Raw genomic sequence first — 18,274 nt, forward strand, 5'->3', positions numbered from 1 at the left:
GACGCCCGCACCCCGGCGCGCGCCGCGCGCCCCGATCCGGCCGACCTCGCCCCGCCGCCGTCCCGCGCCGGCCGACCCGCCGGAACGTGGCGGAGGCCGGGCGCCCTCCTGCCGTGTGCACCCGCCCGTTATCTTGACCTCCGTGGGACTAGCGACGGGGGAATCTGCGGATGGGTCCGGAACAGCGGCGAAGACGACGGTCTCGATGCGGGCGATCTACCGGAACGTCCCCAAGCGCAAGCTCTGCTACCTGCTCCTGAAGGACACCTACCGCTCCTGCGCGGAGTACCGGGTGATGGGGATGGCCGCAGAGGCCGCGTTCTTCACGATGCTCTCGCTGCCCGCGCTGCTCCTCGGGCTGCTCGGACTGCTGAGCGGCGTGGACTCCCTGGCGGGCACGAGCATCCTTCAGCACGTGCGCGACCAGCTGGTCGACGCCTCCTCGGCGATGCTCTCCGAACGCGGCGTCGCCGAGCTGGTCGTCCCCCTGCTCGACGATCTGGTCAACAGCGCGCGGCCCGGGCTGCTCTCCTTCGGCTTCGTCTTCGCCCTGTGGTCCGGCTCGCGGGCGATGAACGTCTTCATCGGAACCATCACCGTGATGTACGGCCTGGACGGCTACCGCAACGCGGTCGCCACCCGGCTTCTCGCTTTCGGCCTGTACGTGGTCGGCCTGGTCGTCGGTGCCGTGATCGTCCCGATGACGCTGATCGGGCCCCGCGCGGCGGTCCAGTGGTGGCCGGTGCTTCAGGGCTTCGTGCAGTACCTGTACTGGCCGGCGGTGCTGCTGCTCGCGGTCTCCTTCCTGGCGACGCTCTACCACGTCTCCGTGCCCGTGCGTTCGCCCTGGCGGGAGGATCTGCCGGGGGCGCTGGTCGGGCTGCTGCTGTGGGTGCTGTGCGCGGTCGGTCTGCGCACGTATCTGCGCAGCGCCGTCGAGGGGCAGAGCATCTACGGTTCGCTGGCGGCCCCGGTGGCGCTGCTGCTCTGGCTCGGGATGTCGGCGTTCGCCGTGCTCGTGGGCGCCGCGGTGAACGCAGCTGTCGACCGGGTCTGGCCGGCCGCCACCACGGCTGCCGCCCGCGCCGCCAAGGACCGAAGGCGGGAGGCGGCGATGGCGGCGATGGTCCAGGCAGTGGTGGCCCGCCGAACCCGCGCGGAACTCGACGCCGAGCAGGGCGGTTCGCGGACCGACCCGGACAGCGACGAGGAGATGCGTGCCTGGCAGCGGTTGCTGCGTTCGACCGAAGTCAGGGAGCAGCTGGACAGGCTCCGGGACACCAGTCGAAGAATCGGACGAAGGATGACAGAGTAGGTGTGATCGCCGTGCCAGCACGGGAGTGCCGATGGACACTCAAGGAGCGATGTCCGGGGCGACGCCGCCGCACGAGAACCGGCCGACCAGCGTGGAGACCATCCTCGCTCTGAACCGGATGGGCGTCTTCGACTGGGACCTCGACCAGAACCTGCTGCACTTGGACAGTGCCGCGCGAGACGTACTGGAGCTGCCCCCCGACGAGTACGAGATGCGCCCGCAGAGTCTCCATGCGTACTTTCCCCCTGCCGAGGTCAGCCGCCTCGACCTGCTGACCTCCCAGGCGATCAAGGAAGGCAGGAACAGCTTCGGCGCGTACTTCCGGGTCCGCACCACCGAGGGCGGAACGCGCTGGAGCCATGTCCAGGCGTACATCCGGCGGATCGAGGACGGCCGCCCGCACCGCATCGTCGGCATTCTGCGCGACGCCACGGACGAGCTGCAGCACTCCACCGATCGGCTCAGCCTGGAGGCGACCGAGAGCGGCGTCAGCGCCGTCCTCGGCGACACCACCGCCGCGCTGGCGACCGCTCGCTCGGTGCGCGACGTGCTGGACGTGCTGGAGAGCCCGGGCGTGCTCAGCCGGCTCGACGCGACCAGCCTCGGCCTCGGCCTGGTCGAGGGCGACCACCTGAGGATCATCGCCGAGCGCCGGGACGCCGACCAGCCCTCGGACGCGAGCCTGACCAAGCTGGACGCCGATCTGCCGATGAGCGAAGTGGTCCGCACCATGCAGCCGGTCTACATCGGCTCCGGCGAGGAGTTCGCGGAGCGCTATCCGCGGCTGTGGCCGTACGTCGAGCCGGAGGGCGTCGACTCGGCGGTCTGTCTGCCCCTTGTTGCCCATGCCCGGGTCATCGGGGCGCTCGGGCTGCTCTACCGCGGGCGCCACGACTTCGACGCCCATGAGCGCACCCTGCTCAACGCCATGTCCAGCAGCGTCGCGCAGAGCCTCCAGCGCGCCACCCTCTTCGACCAGGGGCGCAAGCTGGCCGAGGACCTCCAGCGGTTCATGCTGCCGCACTCCATCCCCCGCCTGGCAGGGGTGCGCACGGCCGTCAGCTACCGCCCCGCGCGACAGCTCGGCGAGATCGGCGGCGACTGGTACGACGTGATCCCGCTGCCCGGCGGCCGGGTCGCGATCGTCATCGGCGACGTGCAGGGCCACGACACCCACGCCGCCGCAGTCATGGGCCAGCTGCGGATCGTGCTGCGCGCGTACGCGGCGGAGGGCCACCCGGCGACCACCGTGATGGCCCGGGCTTCGGCCTTCCTCGCGGACCTCGACACCGAGCGGTTCGCCACCTGTCTCTACGCGGAGATCGATCCGTCCACCGGCTGGCTGCGGCTGGTGCGGGCGGGTCATCTGGACCCGCTGCTGATGCGCGGCGACGGCGAGTGCCGGCCGCTGCCGGTCGCCGGCTCGCTCCCGCTCGGGCTGCTCCATCTGGGCCCGCTCGACTACCGGGAGACGGCGTTGGAACTGGCGGTGGGGGAGACGGTGCTCCTCTACACCGACGGGCTGGTGGAACGGCCCGGCGGCGACATCGAGGAAGGGGTGCAGGCCCTCGCGGACTCCGTACCGCTCGGGCCCTCGGACCTGGACCGGCTCGCGGACTGGCTGGTGGAGTCCCCGCGGGTGACCTCCGGCGAGGACGACATCGCCGTGCTGCTGCTGCGGCGCGAGCCCCCGGTCAACCCGCAGGTGGGGCGGCGGCTCCACCAGTACATCGCGCCCGGCGACATGGAGGCGCTGAGCGGGGTGCGACACATGGTCAGGGACGCCACCAGGGCCTGGCGCGCGGACCAGTTCACCGAGGAAATCGTGCTGACCACCCACGAGTTGGCGACCAACGCGCTGCTCCACACCGAGGAGGGCGTCACCGTGACCGTACGGCTGCTCGGTGGCGCGGACCGGCGGCTGCGCATCGAGGTCGCGGACCGCTCCACCCGCCAGCCCAAGCTGCTGGAGGCCGAGGAGTGGCACCGCACCGGGCGCGGGATGCTGCTGGTCGACCGGCTGGCGGACCGCTGGGGAGTGGAGTCGCGGGGCGCCGGCAAATGCGTCTGGTGCGAGTTCGACAGCCCATAGGGCGGGGAGGCGTCCGCCGGTTCCGGCCGAGCGCTCAGCCCGCCACCCACTCCGGCATCCACACCTCCTGCGGGGCTTGCGGGGCAGCCGTGCGCAGATGGTCGCGCAGCGCGGTCAGCACGGGGTGCCGGTCCCCACTGCGGAACAGCAGCAGGTGCGGGTAGACCGGCGTCGGATCGTGCAGGGGAATGCGCCGCAGATCGTGGGTCTGCGGCCACAGGTACCGGTCGCCGCCGCCGACCAGGGTGGCCAGCGAGGCTGATTCGGCCAGTGCGTCCATCAGGGCCTCGTCGCCGAAATGGGGGCCGAGTGCGTCGATGCTCAGACCGAAGGTCTCGGCCAGCGACCGGTGGAACGAAGCCCACTCCGTGCCCGGTGCGATCCCCGGGATCCAGATCCGGTGACCGACCAGGTCCGTGGGGGTGACCCCGGGAGAGCCGGCCAGCGGGTGGCCGGGCCCGACGAGCAGCTCCAGGGGTGCGTCCAGAAGGCGTTCGATGCTGAGCCCGGCCGGTACGCGGTCCGCCGGCAGGGCGCGGAAGGACGCGTCGACGGTCCCGTCGAGCACCGCACGGGCGGCCTGGCCGGCGTTCGCCTCGCTCAGGGTGACGGCGTCGAGCTCCGTTCCGGGGCGGGAGCGGTAGAAGCGGTGGACGGCCTGCGCCGGCAGGATGCGCCGGTTGAGGACGTCGATCCGCAGCGGGCGGCTTCCGGGGCGTACGGACTGCTCGGCCCGTTCGACGGCCGCCACCGCCGCCCTGGCGTGCGGCAGGAGGACCTGCCCGTCCGGGCTGAGCCGCGAGCCCCTGGGCGTGCGCACCACGAGCACGACCTCCAGGCGGCGCTCCAGGGCGGCGATCCGCTTGGAGACCGCCTGCTGACTCACCCCCAACTCGTCGGCCGCGGCCTGGAAATGGCCGGTACCGGCGACGGTCACGAACGTCCGCAGCGCTTCGACATCCACATCTCCCACCGTAGCTGCACAACCGAGGGTTGTGTCCGGAGCGCTTTCGGGTTGTTTGATCGTGCGCGCTGCGCGGTGGTGGGATCGGCGCATGTCCTCCCGCACTGAGCAGATCATGCATGTCCGCACACCCGAGTTTGCACGTCACGCGGAGCGGGTCGTCGAGGTGACCGATGCGACCTCCCGGCTGAACGTGCTTCCTTTCAGCGACAGCGAAGGTCGCGCCGAACTACTGTCGGTTGTGTTCGGCGGTCCGTTGCCCGAGTCGGTGGTGATCTACCCGCCGTTCTTCACCGAGTACGGGCTGAACACGACGTTCGGGGAGAGGGTCTTCGTCAACCAGGGGTGCACCTTCATGGACCGGGGAGGCATCCGCATCGGCGACGGCGTCATGATCGCCCCCAGGGTCAGCCTCATCACCGGAGGCCATCCGCTGCCCCTGGCCGAACGCCGCGAGCACCTCTGCTTCGCACCGATCGTCGTCGAGGACGAGGTGTGGATCGGAACCTCCGCCGTGATCACTCAGGGGGTGACCGTCGGCGCCGGAGCGGTGGTCGCTGCCGGCGCGGTGGTCACTCGTGACGTCCCTGCGGGCACCGTGGTCGGGGGAGTGCCCGCACGGGTGATCGGAACGATCGACTGAGCCCGGTCGCGGTCGGCGACGCCTCGGCCCTCGGAGCGCGCGACGCCAGTGCCGCTGTGCACTGACGTGCTGTCACCTGCGGTCCGGTGGCGGAGAGTTGGTGGGCCGCCGTCCCTCGGCTGCCGCCGGGCGAGGGGCGCGTGCGGTGGTGGCGCCGTCGGCCGGAAGTCCGCGCTCGTCGCGCGGTGCTCGTGGTGCGGTAGCAGTCGCGCCGCTCGGCCGCGCGCTCGGTGTCGTACGGGCGGGGGCCCGCGGCCGACGGCGGCGCCTCAGTGCCTGGCGTCCCCGTCGGCGGGTGTCTCCAGTGCCTTCTTGAGGTTGTCCAGAGTGCGGCGGATGTTGCCTCGTTGGAAGTCGGCGAAGGTCTGGCCGCGGGTGGCGATCCGGTCGAAGATCCCGGCCGCGAAGTCGGGCCAGGACCGGTCGTCGATCCACGTCTCGGTCACCCTCGTGCCGACGGGGGTCGGCTCGAACCGGTACTCCCAGGTCGCGATCGGGGCGCGCAGCCGGGGGCGGCGGACGCCGATGGCCCGCACCCTGAAGGCGAACCGCTCCCCGGAATCGGCGGCGACCACCTCGCAACGGGTGGTCCAGCGGAAGGCACCGCGTTTGTTGCGCCCGTCGAAGACCATGCCGACGAACGCGCCGCCGTCCCGGTCCTGAACGGTCGCCCCGAGGTTCTCCGGGCTCCAGCGGCCCATTTTCGTCGGGTCGCTCACCTGCTCGTACGCGATGGACGGGCTGACGGCGATCTCGATGCTGTCCGAAACCTGCAGCGTGCGCGCCATGGAACTCCTCCGATCCTCTCCGGCGACCCTACCGCCCGGTAGCAAGCAGTGCTCCGCCCGTCCCGTCCTCCGTGTGGAGCTCGGACCGGTCGGCCCGCCATCTCCCGCACTGGGTGCGGCTGTTCATCGGCGGTGGCCTGCGCCTACGCTCGGGGCGAGATCAACCGGTCCGCGAGAGGGAGCAGGATGCCTACGACGCCGTACGAAGTGCGCGGCACGGTGGAACCGACCGGTGCCGCCGAGCCCGGCGCCGCACCGGAGCCGGAGGCGCAGGGCCGGGCGGCGAAGCTGGTGGCGATCAGCGATCTCCACATCCGCTACCAGGAGAACCGCGAGATCACCGACGCCATCCAGCCGGAGTCGCCGCAGGACTGGCTGGTGATCGCCGGCGACATCGGTGAGACGGTCGCGGACATCGAGTGGACGCTGCGGATCATGACCGAGCGGTTCGCGCGGGTGATCTGGGTCCCGGGCAACCACGAGCTGTGGACCGCGCCCGGCGATCCGGTGCAGCTGCGCGGGGAGGCCAAGTACCGCCATCTCGTGGAGCTGGCACGGTCGTTGGGCGTGGTCACCCCCGAGGACCCGTTCCCCGTCTTCGAGGGGATCGGCGGCCCGGTCGTGGTCGCGCCGCTCTTCCTGCTCTACGACTACAGCTTCCGGATGCCCGGGGTGGCGACCAAGGAAGAGGCACTGCGTCGGGCGACCGAGGCCGGGGTGGTGTGCACCGACGAGCACCTGCTCCACCCCGATCCGTACCCGACGCTGGACGCCTGGTGCCGCGCCCGGCTGGAGTACAGCGAGAAGCGGCTGGTCGAGCTCTCGGGCGAGCTGCCCACCGTGCTGATCAACCACTGGCCGGTGGTGCGGGAGCCGACCGACGTGCTCTGGTACCCGGAGTTCGCGCTGTGGTGTGGGACCGAGGCCACCGCCGACTGGCCGACCCGCTTCGGCGCCGCGACCGTCGTCTACGGGCATCTGCACATTCCGCGGCTGATGCGGATCGACGGCGTACCGCACCAGGAGGTCTCGCTCGGTTATCCCCGCGAGTGGCGTCGCCACGGACGCTCCCCGGGGCGGCCGGTGCAGATCCTCCCGCCCCCGGCCGCCGGCTGAGGCGGGCCCGGCGGGCCCGCCGGGTACCGGCGAACGGGCGTACGGGGCGGGCCGGTTGGGTCCGCGGGCCCGGTCGGGGCGGCGGGGTTGTGGGCCTGCGGAGCCGTGGGCCGGGAACGGGTGGGGCGCCAAGTCCCGCCGGAGGCAGGCGGGTTGCGCCCCGCGGGTGGTGAACGGGCGCCGTCCCGAGGCCGGTTGCCGCACGGGGGCCGGTGTGTGCCGTGCTCAGCCAGTGCGGTGCGGTGCGGTGCGGTGCAGCGCGAGGCGCTCGCCGGGGGGACGTGCCCGGGGCGGCCGTCGCCGGAAAACCGTTGGCGCCCGAAGTGGCGTGCCGCTAGCGTCGAGCACGTACCGCGCGCCCCGCCGGTGCCGCACGCCGCCGGTCCCGCGACCGGCAGGGAAGAGCAGGAGGTGAGTGCTGATGACTGTCCTGGCAGAGGGCTTCGCCCGCACCGCGACCGTCCACCACTCCAAGTGCGGCCCGAGATCGGCGCCCGTCGGCTGACGTTCCGCTCGCGCGGACCCGCCCGGCGTTCCGCCCCGCCCGTCGTCACGGGTTCTCGGGGCCGCCCTTCGGTTCGAAGGGTTTTCCGTTGTCTTCATCTGTCACTCCGGCAGCACGCGACGCCGTGTCCTCGTGCGGCACCGCGTCTCCGTTCCGCACCGCGCATCCGCTCGCCCGCTACGGCTGGGACGAGGGGTTCGCCGAGAGTTTCACCCCGTACCGCGACGGCGGCCTGGTGCCGGGCCGCGTGGTGCGGGTCGACCGCGGCCGTCTCGACGTGGTCGTCGCCGACGGCGAGGGGGTCACCACGATCCTCGCCGACACCGGGCTCGTCGCCACCGGCGATCCGGCCCGGGTGCCCTGCACCGGGGACTGGGCGGTGGTCGAACCCGACCACCGGCAGGGCGCGTTCGTCCGTGCGCTGCTGCCCCGGCGCACTGCCTTCTGGCGTTCGGCGTCCTCCAAGCGGTCGGACGGGCAGGTCCTGGCCGCCAACATCGACCACAGCGTCATCTGCGTCTCCCTCGTCGGCCCGTTGGACCAGGGCAGGTTGGAGCGCTTCGTCGCGCTGGCCTGGTCCAGCGGCGCAGCGCCTGTGGTGGTTCTGACCAAGGCCGACCTCGCGCCGGACCTGGAACATGCGCTCGCCGACGCGGCTGCCGTCGCTCCCGGGGTCCCCGTGGTTCCCGTCAGCGCTGCTTCGGGAGAGGGCGTGGCCGAGCTCTCCGCGCTGCTCGGCTGCGGCACCAGCGTGCTGCTCGGCGTCTCCGGCGCGGGCAAGTCCACGCTGACCAACGCCCTGCTCGGCGAGGAGGTGATGTACGTGGCCTCCGTGCGCGACCGGGACGGCAAGGGCCGGCACACCACCACCACGCGCGAGCTGTACGCAACCGACTCCGGCCGGGTGTTCATCGACACCCCGGGGCTGCGCGGGGTCGGTCTCTGGGACGCGGGCGAGGGCCTGGGCCGGGCGTTCGGAGAGATCGAGGGCCTCGCGCGGCGGTGCCGGTTCGGCGACTGCGGTCACCGCTCCGAGCCGGGCTGCGCAGTACAGGACGCCGTGGCGGACGGCGAGTTGGCGCTCCGTCGGCTGGAGAGCTACCGCAGGCTGCGCCGGGAGGACGAGCGGCTCGCCGCGCGTACCGACGCACGTCTGCGGGCCGAGCAGCGAAAGGAGTACAAGCGCCGGGACGCCGACGGCCGGGCGCGCGGCGAGCACAAGCGCGGCGGGCACCGGTACGACGGCCGGCGGTCGTAGCCTGGCCGCGTGTGGAAGCTGAGCCGGAGTGAACGCGACATCCGCCGCATTCGTGGCGCGGAGGGTGCCGTGTACGCGCCCGACTCCCCTCGCAGCGAGGGGAGTCGGGCGTGAACGCGTTCGACGAGACTGACCTCCAGTTGGTGCTGCTGCGGCGGATGGCCGACTTCCAGCCCGATCTTGTCAACGACGCCCTGCGGGAGTTGGGCGTCGACCGGGCCAGGATGCGGGAGGCCAACCGGCGTTGGCAGGCGATGGTGCGCGCGCCGCGCGGCCGGGGCGCGCTGGGCCGCTACCGCGCGGCGCTCGGCGAACCGGAGTCGGTCGGCCGTCGCGCCGTCGGTGATCTGGAGTTCCGGGCGTTCCTGTGGCCGCTTCCGCTCTGGCCGGATCTGCGACTGGAGGTTCTGGCGGTGCCGGGCGGCCCCGTGTGGAACGAGTGGCTGGTACGTGCGCCCTCCGCGCCGGGCCCGGACCTGCACACGGTGGCGGACCTGCGGCCCTGGTCGTGCACGGTGGACGAGGTTGCCCGCGCCTTCCCGCCCGCGATCCCGCTGGAGGGGTCGGCGCCGACCCGTTGGCGGCTGCGTTTCGAGGCGCCCGGTGCGCAGGACGGTGAACCCCGGCCGGTGCTCGCCGAGTTCACCTGGGGCCTGCTCCAGCGCCTCCCCGAGCGCTGAACGGTCCCGGCCGGGCTCTGGCCGAGCCTGCCTGAGCTCTGGCCGAGCCTGCCAGGCTCGGAGAGACCGCTGCCCCGCAGCGGGTCGCCGCGTCCGCTCTGCTGCCCGTTCCGTCGGTGTCGTCGCGGCCACGGCGGTGGTGTACCGCCGCGAGGCGCGGCCCATGCGTGCCCCGACGGCCGGGGGACGGCCGTCGGCGGTGTCCGAATTCCGCCAGTGCGTACGCCGCGCGCGGGCCCACACTGGAGTGGTGATGGACGACGAGAGCAGGTACGAGGCGGTGCGCAGCCGCGACGCGCGTTTCGACGGGGTGTTCTTCACCGCCGTCACCACCACCCGCATCTACTGCCGCCCCAGCTGTCCCGCCCGGACGCCGTTGCGCGCCAACGTGGCCTTTCACGCCTCCGCCGCAGCCGCCCAGGCTGCCGGCTTCCGCGCCTGCAAACGTTGCCGGCCGGACGCCGTGCCCGGCTCGGCGGAGTGGAACATCCGGGCGGACTCGGTCGGCCGGGCCATGCGGCTGATCAACGACGGAGTCGTCGACCGGGAGGGCGTCGGCGGGCTCGCCCGGCGGCTGGGCTACAGCACCCGTCAGGTGCAGCGGCAGCTCACCGAGGAGCTGGGAGCCGGCCCGGTCGCCCTCGCCCGGGCCGGCCGGGCGCACAGCGCGCGGGTGCTTCTGCAGACCACCGCACTGCCCGTCACCGAGATCGCGTTCGCCGCGGGCTTCGCCAGCGTCCGGCAGTTCAACGACACCGTCAGGCAGATCTACGACAGCACCCCCACCGCCCTGCGCGGCGCCGCCAGACCGTCCGCCGGGGGCGACGGCATCAGACTGCGCCTGGCCCACCGCGGCCCCTTCGCAAGTCGGCAGCTCTTCGATTTCCTCGGCCGCCGTGTGGTGCCCGGCATCGAGGCAATGGACGGGACCCCCGGCAGCCGCAGCTACCGGCGGACGCTCGCACTGCCGTACGGGCACGCGGTCGCGGAGGTGGGGGAGAAGGGCGGCCCGGGATGGCTGGAGTGCCGACTGCGGCTGAGCGACGTGCGGGACCTCACCGCCGCCGTCCAGCGGCTGCGCAGACTCTTCGACCTCGACGCCGACCCGCACGCAGTGCTGGAGAGCCTCGGCGCGGACTCGCGCATCGGCGCCCTGGCGGGGGCAACTCCGGGGCTGCGCTCGCCGGGCGCTGCCGACGCCTCGGAGCTCGCAGCGCGTGCGGTGCTGGGCCAGCAGGTGACCGTCGGCGCGGCGCGCGGCCTGGCCGGCCGGCTGGTCGCCGCGTACGGCAAACCGCTGCCCGAGCCCGTCGGCCCCCTCACCCATCTCTTTCCCGCGCCCGAAGCCCTCGCGCAGGCGGAGCTGGGCGAGTTGGGCATGCCCGAGGCGCGCCGGGCCGCGCTGCGCACGCTGATGGCCGCGCTGACCGACGGCCGGATCGCGCTCGACCCGGGCGCCGACCGGGACGAGGCGGAGCGCTCGCTGCTCGCCCTGCGCGGCATCGGCCCGTGGACGGCCGGCTATCTGCGGATGCGCGCGCTCGCCGACCCGGACGTCTTCCTCGCCTCGGACGTGGGCGTACGGCAGGGCCTGGAGCGGCTCGGCGCGGCGCCCGCGGACGCGGAACGCTGGCGGCCGTGGCGCTCGTACGCCCTGCACCACCTGTGGAACTCCCTCACACCGCAGGGGAGTTCGCCATTGCCGTGACGAGAGGGCGGCCGGGCGCGGGGGCGGCCGTGACGACGGTGCGGCCCGGGAGGAGGTCGGCCGCGCCGGGGTCAGCCCGCGGTGAAGGTCATCCACACCGGGCGGTGGTCGGAGTGCAGCCGCTTCATGCACCCCTGCTGCTGGAGCCGGTACCGGGCGGCGGCGTAGGCGAACCCGTCGATCCGCCCGCCGCGTGCGCTGCTGCCGCTCTTGCAGGCGGTGCCCTGCTGCCAGTTGGTGGTCATGGAGAGCTTCTTGTTGACCTGCACCGGGCCCCAGGGCTCGCGCGGCACGTCGAGCGGGTTGTTCCAGTCGCCGCCCGCCACCGGATGGCGCCCCTGCTTCTTCAGATCGCCCACCAGCGCACGGTAGTTGGCGTTCATGGTGCGGTAGAGCTCGCGCATCTTCGGGTCCTTGGACGCGTTCGGCGGGTAGTGCAGGCCGATGACCGTGTACTGCTGCCCGCCGCTGCGTTCGCGGAGCGTGACCCAGAGCAGATGGCGGGAGTAGTCCGGGCCGCGAAAGGCGAGGCGCGACCCCTTGTCGACGGCGGCGAAGCGCTCCTTGTCCCACGCCACCGCGGATGCTCCGGCGGCCCCGGCGGGCTGGTGCACGGCCCACTTCCCCGGCGAGGTCTCCCGGTCGAGGACGCGTCCCACCTTGCGGGTGCGCACCTCCTGAAAGGTCGCCACATGCGCCCCTGAGGTGGCCACATGACGGAGCTGGGCGCGTGCCTTCGCACCGGCGAGGGTGAACGGCACGTTAGCGGTCACCAGGCGCACCGGCTCGGCCGCGGTGGCCGCCTCCGGGGGCGCAGCGGCGGACGCTCCGTGCTGGAGGCCGGCGGGCGCCGCGAGCAGAGCCGCGGCCAGCAGACCCGTCGCGGCCCTGGTGCCACCTGACTTCGCCATCACGCTGCTCCCGTCCGCCGTCCCACACGCTCCGCAAAGCCGCGAGCGTAGCAATGCCCGACCCGGTCGGCCATCGCAAACGGAAGCTGCGTGACACACCGAAGTGCTCCCGAGGCAGGGCGAGTTGACCGGACCCCGGCGCAGCCGCTCCCGGCCCGGCCGTGTGCCCGGACGGATCGGTGGCACGAGCCCGGCGCGGCGCGGTGGCCGGGCCCGGTTGCGGGCCAGGCGGCGAGGGCCAATATCGGCCTGTTGGAAGCTTCTTGAAGAAGAAGAGGTGGCCGGGGCCGAATCTGCGGGGACAATAAGGGCATGAATCGGCAGGGGGACGGGGCCGGAGCGCCCGACTGGTGGAGCGAGCTCTACGAGGACGGGCAGCTCGACGCGGGCAGCGACGCGGAGGCCCGCAGGGGGAACGACGACGCGGGCGAGACCACCGCGGGGGACACGATCGACGAACGCTTCCGCTCGGCCGCCCGTACGGTCGGCTCCGGCGGCGGCGTACGGCGTCCGCGACCGGATGCAGGCCCGAAACGAACGGACGAGGCGTCCGCAGGGGCGCCGCCGACACGGGACGAGGGCCCGGCACCCGGCAGGGCCGACCGGCCCACCGACCCGCGCGCCGGCGACCTCCGCGGCCCGGATTCCGGGGACGCGGGGACTCGTGACGCGGATGTGCGTGACGCGGACCCCGGCGCCGGACCGGCCAACACCGGCCCGCGCGCGGCAGTTTCGGGCGGCGAAGGCCCGGAGCCTCGTCGGGTCGGTGCCCCGCGCGACGCGGTCCCGCCGGACACCGGCGGCCCTCGCACCGGGGCAGGGAGCAGGGCGGCGTTCGGACGGGCCGTCGATCCGCCCGCGCACCGCACCGCCGAGCCGCGCAGTCCGAGCCGCGTCGGCCCGCAGGGTGGCGCTTCGTTCGCCAGGCGCAGGACCGCGCTGCCGTCGCCCCGGCCCGCACCGGTCGCCGGTCCGGCGATGCTTCCCGCAGCCGATCCCGACCGGTTGCACGCGCTGACCCCCGACACGGTGCTCGACGGAGCCCATCACGGTCCGCTGACGGTCAGGGCGGTCTCCACCCGCGGCGACCGGGCCCGCCACCAGGGGCAGCCCCGCTACGACGCGCTCCTCACCGCCCGTTTCGGCAGCGGTGATTCGGCCCTATTGCTCCTGGTGCTGGCGACAGGAGCCAGCCGCCACGCGGAGGGCCATCTCGCCGCCAGGGAGGCGTGCGAGGAGATCACGGCGGCGGTGGGACGCAGCCGGCACCGCCTCTCGGAGGACCTGCGCCGCGAGCGCCGTGCCTCGCTCAAGTCCGGGCTCGGCAGGTTGACCGCCCGCACTCTGGGGCGGCTGCGCGCCAGCGCCGTCGATCAGGGACTCGACCCGACCCAGTACACGGCGGTGCTGAGGTGCCTGGTACTGCCCGCCGATCCGCGGTGCCGCATCCGGTTGTTCTTCGGAGTGGGGGCGGGCGGCCTGTTCAGGCTGCGCGGAGGGCAGTGGCAGGACCTGGAGCCGGTCCACCCGCCGGCCCGGCCGGCCATGGTCATCGGCGACGGGAACGGCTCCGGCGGGGCGCTCCCCTCGAGCGCCGCGAGCGCGCTGGCCCGGGTGCCGGTCGATCCGCAGGACCTGCTCGCACCGCGTACGCCGCCGTTCCTCTTCCGTACTTCGGTGGCGGAGCCCGGGGACGCGCTAATGCTGTGCAGCGAGGGGATGGCGGAGCCGCTGCGCACCCAGGAGGCGTTCGGGGAGGAGCTGGGCACCCGGTGGAACGCCGCGGCCCCACCGAATCTGACCGAGTTCCTCGGGGATGCGCAGCTGCCGTCCAAGGGCCACACGGAGGACCGCACGGTCATCGGTGTCTGGGAGCCGGCCGTCGGCCGCTGAGGGGCGGGCACGCGGTGGGGCTGCGAGGATCGGCGCGCACGCCGTCCCCGCAGCCCCACCGCCCCTCCGACATCGGCCGGATGCCCGGTCGGCTAGCCGAACTGCCGCTCGATCGCGGCGAGTTTCTCCTCCAGCGAGTCCAGGCGCGGCCCCGCGGAGCCGTCCTCCTCGTACCCGTCGGTGCGCTGCTCGCCGTCGTACCGACGGCTGTCGTGGCTCGGCCCGCGCCCTGCCTTCCCGGTTTTCCCGCGATCGTCCTCCAGCCCACCGTGCAGCGCCGGACGGGTACGTACGGGCAGTTGGCCCGCCTCGACCTCGCCCTGCTGCTGCGCGGGGATCGACTTGGCGGTGGTGCCGGCCCCGGAGCTGGCCTCGGACCCGCCCGTGGGAGCGACCTCCAGCTGCACCTGGGTGGCACCGCCACCGCCGCGGCGCCAGCCGCGATGCTGCCTGCCCAGCGCCTTGATCCTGGCTCGTTCGAGCTTGTGCTGCTCCTTGCGCCGCACGCCCTCCTCGTACTTGTTCCGCCGGTCCTCTCGGACCTCGTCGACCGCCTCGTCCAGCGTCCGCACGCCCTCCAGCAGCATCAGCGACCAGGCGCGGAACGTTTCTCTGGGCGCGCGGATCCAGCGCACGGCGCGGATCTGCGGCAGCGGGCGCGGCACCAGGCCCTGCTCGCGCAGTGCCGCCTTGCGGGTCTGCTTGAGCGCGCGGTCGAAGAGGATCGCGGCGGAGAGCGACATGCCGGCGAAGAAGTGCGGGGCGCCCGCGTGGCCCGAACCGCGCGGGGCGTGCACCCAGTTGAACCAGGCGGCAGCTCCCGCGAAGGCCCACACCAGCATGCGCGAGGCCACCGAGGCGTCGCCGTGGCTGGCCTCGCGCACCGCGATCACCGCACAGAACATGGCGGCGCCGTCGAGCCCGAAGGGCACGAGGTACTCCCAGCCGCCCGAGAGGTTGAGATTCTGCCGGCCGAAGCCGACGAGCCCGTGGAAGGAGAGCGCCGCGGCAACTCCCGCGCAGCAGAAGAGCAGCAGGTAGGAGGCGGTGGCATACACCGTCTCCTTGCGTCGGCGCCGTTCCTCCATCCGTTCCCAGGAGTCGGCCGCTGCGGAGGTGTCCTCGTCGTCCTTGCGGCCACGCGCGATGAGCGCGATGGCACCGAGGAAGCCGAGGAGCAACACCGCACCCGCCAGCACCCAGTTCGAGGAGACGTCCGCCAGTGCCGCAAGTGTCATTTCCCTGCCCCTAGTTCGGCCCTTTCGGCCGTGGCTACGCTTTCGCGTGGTTTTGCTTTCGCGCCGCATACTGGCCGAAAGTCCGTGGGGCACACGGCGATTCGGCTCAATTGGACGCCAAAGAGCCCTCGGGGAGGGTGAATTGCGAACGAAATATTCGAACCGCTCAGCCGTGCCCGGCCATGCGCTCGACTCTTTCGGCGTCGCAGGTGCGCGGGCAGGTCACACAGGTGTCCTTGGGGCGGAGCGTGTAGAAGAGACAGCAGTTCGCCCGGGTCCGGGTGGGGAAGGCGTCGCCCTCGGGTGTGAGCAGCTCGCGGAAGCCCGCCCCGACGGGGTAGGGCGCGGTGGCGCCGGGGAGCAGTTGTTCGGCGGCCTCGATGCCGGCGCGCTCCTGGCCGAGCAGCCGGCCGACGTACCACAGGCCCTCGGTGATCTCGTCCGAGGCGACACCCCACAGGGCGCGCGGGCGGCGGCGCATGAGCGGCCCGAAGGCGGAGAGCACCGGTGCCAGATGCTCGGCGACGGCCTGGCGCACCTCGTCGCAGAGCGCCGCCTCGTCCCTCACCACCCTGGCGCCGGGCAGGCACGCCGCGGGGTCGTCGGGCAGGCAGGCGAACTCGCCCAGGCGCAGAGCCATCCGGCCCGACCGGCGGTCGAAGGCAACGGTGTGCGCGGGCAGGCGGGGCACCCGGCGGGCCATGAACCACGGGAAGGTGATCATGAGCGTGGCCGGCCAGGCGTAGCGGTGGAGTCCGAAGGTGGCGACCACATCGCGGCGCGCCCGGCGCCCGTAGTCGCGCAGCAGCTGGTCGGTGTCCCAGCCGAGGAAGTCCTCGAGCGCCGGCCCGCCGAGCGCCAACTCGTCGGTGGTGACCCAGCCCTGTCCCTGCGGGAGATCCTCGCCGCTGCCCAGCTCGAGCACGCGCAGTCCCGGCAGCACCTCGGCGAGGCGCGCGTAGGCGGCGGTGAAGGGCGAGTCCCCGGCCGGCGCGGCGGGGTGTGGAGTGAGGACCGTCAGAGCCATCGGCGTTCCCGGTGTAGCGATCACTTGCAGGTAAGCCTTACCTTACCCGATGCCATCCGTGTTTGATCTCTCGCACTGGCGGCCTATGGTGCTCTTCGGACAATTGGTGGAGTGCAAGACGAGAGGCAGGAGGTGCGGATGAACGAGCGTGCGACGCGCGCGGCCGTTCCCGGCCAGGTCAACGCCCCGTCCGAGCCCGCCGTACGGCCTGCCGTTCCGTCGCCGGCCACCGCCCCCGCGGCGGAGACCGACGGCGACGGCGGCCCGATACCGGCGCCCGACCCCGCGCGAAGGCCGGCGGACGGTCCTGGCGCGCCCCCGATCCGTACGGGCTCCACCGCGGTGTGTGCCGAGCCTTCGCCGTTGCGCGAGGGCGCCGCGGGCTCTTCGCGGGCCGAAGCCGCGCGGGGTGAGCACGTCCACAGCGAGCCGGCGCCGCCGCGCACGCCCCAGCGGCACTCGGTGCGCGGGCAGGTGCTCGCGGCGTTGCGAGAAGCGTTGCTCAGAGGGGAACTGGTACCCGGCGAGGTCTACTCCGCACCGCTGCTCGGCGCGCGTTTCGGCGTGTCGGCGACACCGGTCCGCGAGGCGATGCAGCAGCTCGCCGCGGAGGGTGCGGTGGAGACCGTGCCCAACCGCGGGTTCCGGGTCGCCAGGCGCACGCCGGACGAGCTGGCGGAGCTGGCGGAGCTGCGCACGCTGCTGGAGGTCCCCACCGTGCTGGCGCTCGCGCGCAGCCGGCCGCCGCTGACCTGGCAGGCGCTGCGACCGCTCGCGGAGGCCGCGCACCGCTGCGCCGCACGCGGTGACACCGCCGGTTACGTGGTCGCGGACCAGTCCTTCCACCGCGCCCTGGTCGAACCGGGCGGGAACCGTCAACTGGCCGCGTTGGTCGAGGAGTTGTGTCGACGGGCCTGGCGGGCACCGGCGACCCCGGAGCGGTTGCGGGCCCGCGGCCGACTGCACGGCGCGCTGCTCGACGCACTCGGCGCCGGAGAGACGGAGCAGGCGGAGACGCTGCTGCGCGAGCAGCTGAGCGTCTGAGCGCCACGCTCGGGGGCGCTGCCGCTCCCGGTGCGCACGGGCCGGCCGCGTCGTACCGCTCCGGGTGCGCTCGTACGGGCCGCACACGGGCGCGTGGGCGGCGACGACCGTGTGGGCCGCACGTGAACGCCGCGCACGCCCCGTGCCCGCGGCGCCGCGGGCACGGAGCGGCGTCCCGTCGGTGCGCGTACGTGCCACGTGCGACGGCGGGTGCCCGCCCGGCGCCGGGCGGGGAGATCAGGCCGCGGCGAGCTGTCCTTCGAGCCAGGTGGGCACGCCGCCCAGCAGCCGGAAGAGGCGCTGCGCCTCGGCGCGGAGTCGGCCGGCCTCCGGTTCCGCCTCCACCCCGGCGAGCGAGGCCAGCGCGGGCGCCATGCCGACCAGGTAGCCCAGCTCCTCCCGCAGCCTCAGCGACTCCGCGAAGCCGTGTCTCGCCTCGGTCAGGTCCCCGCTGCGCTGTGCGAGGCCGGCCAGATGGCGCCAGGTGAAGGAGGAGAGCAGGGTGTGCCGGTTGGCGGTGGCGCCCGCGTGCGCCCGGCGGTAGGCCGCGCGGGCCGACTCGGGGTTGTCGGCCAGGTGCTCGGCCAGAAGCCCCCGGCGGAAGTCCACCAGGGCCCGTTCGGGGGCGGAGGGCGGGATCAGCGCGGCGGCGCGTCCGAGGGCGGCACGGGCCTCGTCGGAACGGTCCCGGTTGCCCACCACCGTCGCCGCGTAGGCGAGTTGGCCGCGTTCGCAGGCGGCGGTCCCGCGGGCCACGGGGTCGACGGCGAGGGCTTCCGCGGCACGTACCGCGTCCTCGGCCTCGGCCCAGCCGACCGCGGTGAAGAGGCAGCCCTCCACCAGCAGGGCGGCACGGTGGACGGCGAACCCGGCGTCCTGCTCGGCCCGCGGGGCGAGGAGTGCCGCTGCGTCTCCCCAGCAGCCGCGGGAGCGCAGACGCCAGACCGCTCGTTCCAGCGGGTCATCTCCCTCCCCGTAACCCGGCTGTACCGAACCAGACATGGCGGGTTCCGCCACAGTGCCCTCCCAAGCGCGCCATTGAGCTCGATTGCCAGATCCGCGAGATGTGGGACGAATCTCAGCATGGATCAA

General features: G+C 73.4%; 15 protein-coding genes. 9 read left to right on the forward strand and 6 right to left on the reverse strand.

Going from position 1 to position 18,274, the window contains the following annotated elements:
• Nucleotides 1-142: 142 nt before the first annotated feature.
• Together JGS22_RS23395 and JGS22_RS23400 are read left to right on the forward strand one after the other, a co-directional pair.
• On the forward strand, nt 143-1,315 hold the full coding sequence (locus tag JGS22_RS23395; RefSeq protein WP_372454347.1) for a YihY/virulence factor BrkB family protein: 1,173 nt from the start codon (nt 143-145) through the stop codon (nt 1,313-1,315).
• 31 nt (nt 1,316-1,346) lie between these two features.
• The gene (locus JGS22_RS23400) at nt 1,347-3,407 is read left to right on the forward strand and encodes a SpoIIE family protein phosphatase (protein WP_211038395.1); all 2,061 of its coding nucleotides are present in this window, start codon (nt 1,347-1,349) and stop codon (nt 3,405-3,407) included.
• Between the two features lie 34 nt (nt 3,408-3,441).
• Here JGS22_RS23400 and JGS22_RS23405 read toward each other — a convergent pair whose 3' ends face one another.
• A complete protein-coding gene (locus JGS22_RS23405) occupies nt 3,442-4,371 on the reverse strand; it encodes a LysR family transcriptional regulator (protein WP_211038397.1) in 930 nt (309 codons plus the stop codon).
• A 115-nt stretch (nt 4,372-4,486) separates the two neighbouring features.
• Here JGS22_RS23405 and JGS22_RS23410 point away from each other — a divergent pair, with 115 nt between their 5' ends.
• Nucleotides 4,487-5,014 carry a DapH/DapD/GlmU-related protein gene (locus JGS22_RS23410; protein WP_211038453.1) on the forward strand — a complete coding sequence of 176 codons (528 nt, stop codon included), beginning with the start codon at nt 4,487-4,489 and terminating at the stop codon, nt 5,012-5,014.
• Between the two features lie 269 nt (nt 5,015-5,283).
• Here the strand turns inward: JGS22_RS23410 and JGS22_RS23415 are convergent, their stop codons facing one another.
• Entirely contained in the window at nt 5,284-5,802 is a 519-nt protein-coding gene (locus JGS22_RS23415) for an SRPBCC family protein (RefSeq protein ID WP_211038399.1), read from the reverse strand.
• Nucleotides 5,803-5,988: 186 nt separating this feature from the next.
• Here JGS22_RS23415 and JGS22_RS23420 point away from each other — a divergent pair, with 186 nt between their 5' ends.
• From JGS22_RS23420 to JGS22_RS23435, 4 genes are all read left to right on the forward strand, one after another.
• A complete protein-coding gene (locus tag JGS22_RS23420; RefSeq protein WP_211038401.1) occupies nt 5,989-6,918 on the forward strand; it encodes a metallophosphoesterase family protein in 930 nt (309 codons plus the stop codon).
• 629 nt (nt 6,919-7,547) lie between these two features.
• Nucleotides 7,548-8,681 carry a ribosome small subunit-dependent GTPase A gene (rsgA, locus tag JGS22_RS23425; protein WP_211038454.1) on the forward strand — a complete coding sequence of 378 codons (1,134 nt, stop codon included), beginning with the start codon at nt 7,548-7,550 and terminating at the stop codon, nt 8,679-8,681.
• Nucleotides 8,682-8,839: 158 nt separating this feature from the next.
• Nucleotides 8,840-9,361 (forward strand): hypothetical protein, encoded by a 522-nt coding sequence (locus JGS22_RS23430; RefSeq protein ID WP_236074376.1) that lies wholly within the window; start codon nt 8,840-8,842, stop codon nt 9,359-9,361.
• Between the two features lie 253 nt (nt 9,362-9,614).
• On the forward strand, nt 9,615-11,069 hold the full coding sequence (locus JGS22_RS23435; RefSeq protein WP_236074317.1) for an AlkA N-terminal domain-containing protein: 1,455 nt from the start codon (nt 9,615-9,617) through the stop codon (nt 11,067-11,069).
• Nucleotides 11,070-11,140: 71 nt separating this feature from the next.
• Here the strand turns inward: JGS22_RS23435 and JGS22_RS23440 are convergent, their stop codons facing one another.
• A complete protein-coding gene (locus JGS22_RS23440) occupies nt 11,141-11,980 on the reverse strand; it encodes a hypothetical protein (protein WP_211038404.1) in 840 nt (279 codons plus the stop codon).
• A gap of 312 nt (nt 11,981-12,292) precedes the next feature.
• On the opposite strand from JGS22_RS23440, the gene JGS22_RS26580 reads away from it, so the two are divergent.
• Nucleotides 12,293-13,873 carry a protein phosphatase 2C domain-containing protein gene (locus tag JGS22_RS26580; protein WP_236074318.1) on the forward strand — a complete coding sequence of 527 codons (1,581 nt, stop codon included), beginning with the start codon at nt 12,293-12,295 and terminating at the stop codon, nt 13,871-13,873.
• A gap of 92 nt (nt 13,874-13,965) precedes the next feature.
• On the opposite strand, the gene JGS22_RS23450 is transcribed toward JGS22_RS26580, so the two are convergent.
• Both JGS22_RS23450 and JGS22_RS23455 read right to left on the reverse strand, forming a co-directional pair.
• Nucleotides 13,966-15,111 (reverse strand): DUF2637 domain-containing protein, encoded by a 1,146-nt coding sequence (locus JGS22_RS23450; RefSeq protein ID WP_211038405.1) that lies wholly within the window; start codon nt 15,109-15,111, stop codon nt 13,966-13,968.
• Between the two features lie 166 nt (nt 15,112-15,277).
• A complete protein-coding gene (locus JGS22_RS23455; RefSeq protein WP_211038406.1) occupies nt 15,278-16,138 on the reverse strand; it encodes a (2Fe-2S)-binding protein in 861 nt (286 codons plus the stop codon).
• Between the two features lie 111 nt (nt 16,139-16,249).
• Here JGS22_RS23455 and JGS22_RS23460 point away from each other — a divergent pair, with 111 nt between their 5' ends.
• Complete coding sequence (locus JGS22_RS23460; protein WP_308405862.1) at nt 16,250-17,182, forward strand: GntR family transcriptional regulator; 933 nt, start codon at nt 16,250-16,252, stop codon at nt 17,180-17,182.
• 237 nt (nt 17,183-17,419) lie between these two features.
• On the opposite strand, the gene JGS22_RS23465 is transcribed toward JGS22_RS23460, so the two are convergent.
• Nucleotides 17,420-18,199, reverse strand: a complete 780-nt coding sequence (locus JGS22_RS23465; protein ID WP_211038407.1) for a hypothetical protein — start codon at nt 18,197-18,199, stop codon at nt 17,420-17,422.
• Nucleotides 18,200-18,274 lie beyond the last annotated feature (75 nt).

Origin of the sequence: Streptomyces tardus (genome assembly GCF_018101125.2) — a bacterium.
GTDB lineage: Bacteria > Actinomycetota > Actinomycetes > Streptomycetales > Streptomycetaceae > Streptomyces > Streptomyces tardus.

What these genes read in the sequence shown, in the direction of transcription:
- JGS22_RS23400 (WP_211038395.1), top strand. Translation starts at nt 1,347, where the DNA reads ATGGACACTCAAGGAGCGATGTCCGGGGCGACGCCGCCGCACGAGAAC.
- JGS22_RS23410 (WP_211038453.1), top strand. Translation starts at nt 4,487, where the DNA reads ATGCATGTCCGCACACCCGAGTTTGCACGTCACGCGGAGCGGGTCGTC.
- JGS22_RS23415 (WP_211038399.1), bottom strand. Translation starts at nt 5,802, where the DNA reads ATGGCGCGCACGCTGCAGGTTTCGGACAGCATCGAGATCGCCGTCAGC.
- JGS22_RS23420 (WP_211038401.1), top strand. Translation starts at nt 5,989, where the DNA reads ATGCCTACGACGCCGTACGAAGTGCGCGGCACGGTGGAACCGACCGGT.
- JGS22_RS23430 (WP_236074376.1), top strand. Translation starts at nt 8,840, where the DNA reads ATGGCCGACTTCCAGCCCGATCTTGTCAACGACGCCCTGCGGGAGTTG.
- JGS22_RS23435 (WP_236074317.1), top strand. Translation starts at nt 9,615, where the DNA reads ATGGACGACGAGAGCAGGTACGAGGCGGTGCGCAGCCGCGACGCGCGT.
- JGS22_RS23440 (WP_211038404.1), bottom strand. Translation starts at nt 11,980, where the DNA reads ATGGCGAAGTCAGGTGGCACCAGGGCCGCGACGGGTCTGCTGGCCGCG.
- JGS22_RS26580 (WP_236074318.1), top strand. Translation starts at nt 12,293, where the DNA reads ATGAATCGGCAGGGGGACGGGGCCGGAGCGCCCGACTGGTGGAGCGAG.
- JGS22_RS23450 (WP_211038405.1), bottom strand. Translation starts at nt 15,111, where the DNA reads ATGACACTTGCGGCACTGGCGGACGTCTCCTCGAACTGGGTGCTGGCG.
- JGS22_RS23455 (WP_211038406.1), bottom strand. Translation starts at nt 16,138, where the DNA reads ATGGCTCTGACGGTCCTCACTCCACACCCCGCCGCGCCGGCCGGGGAC.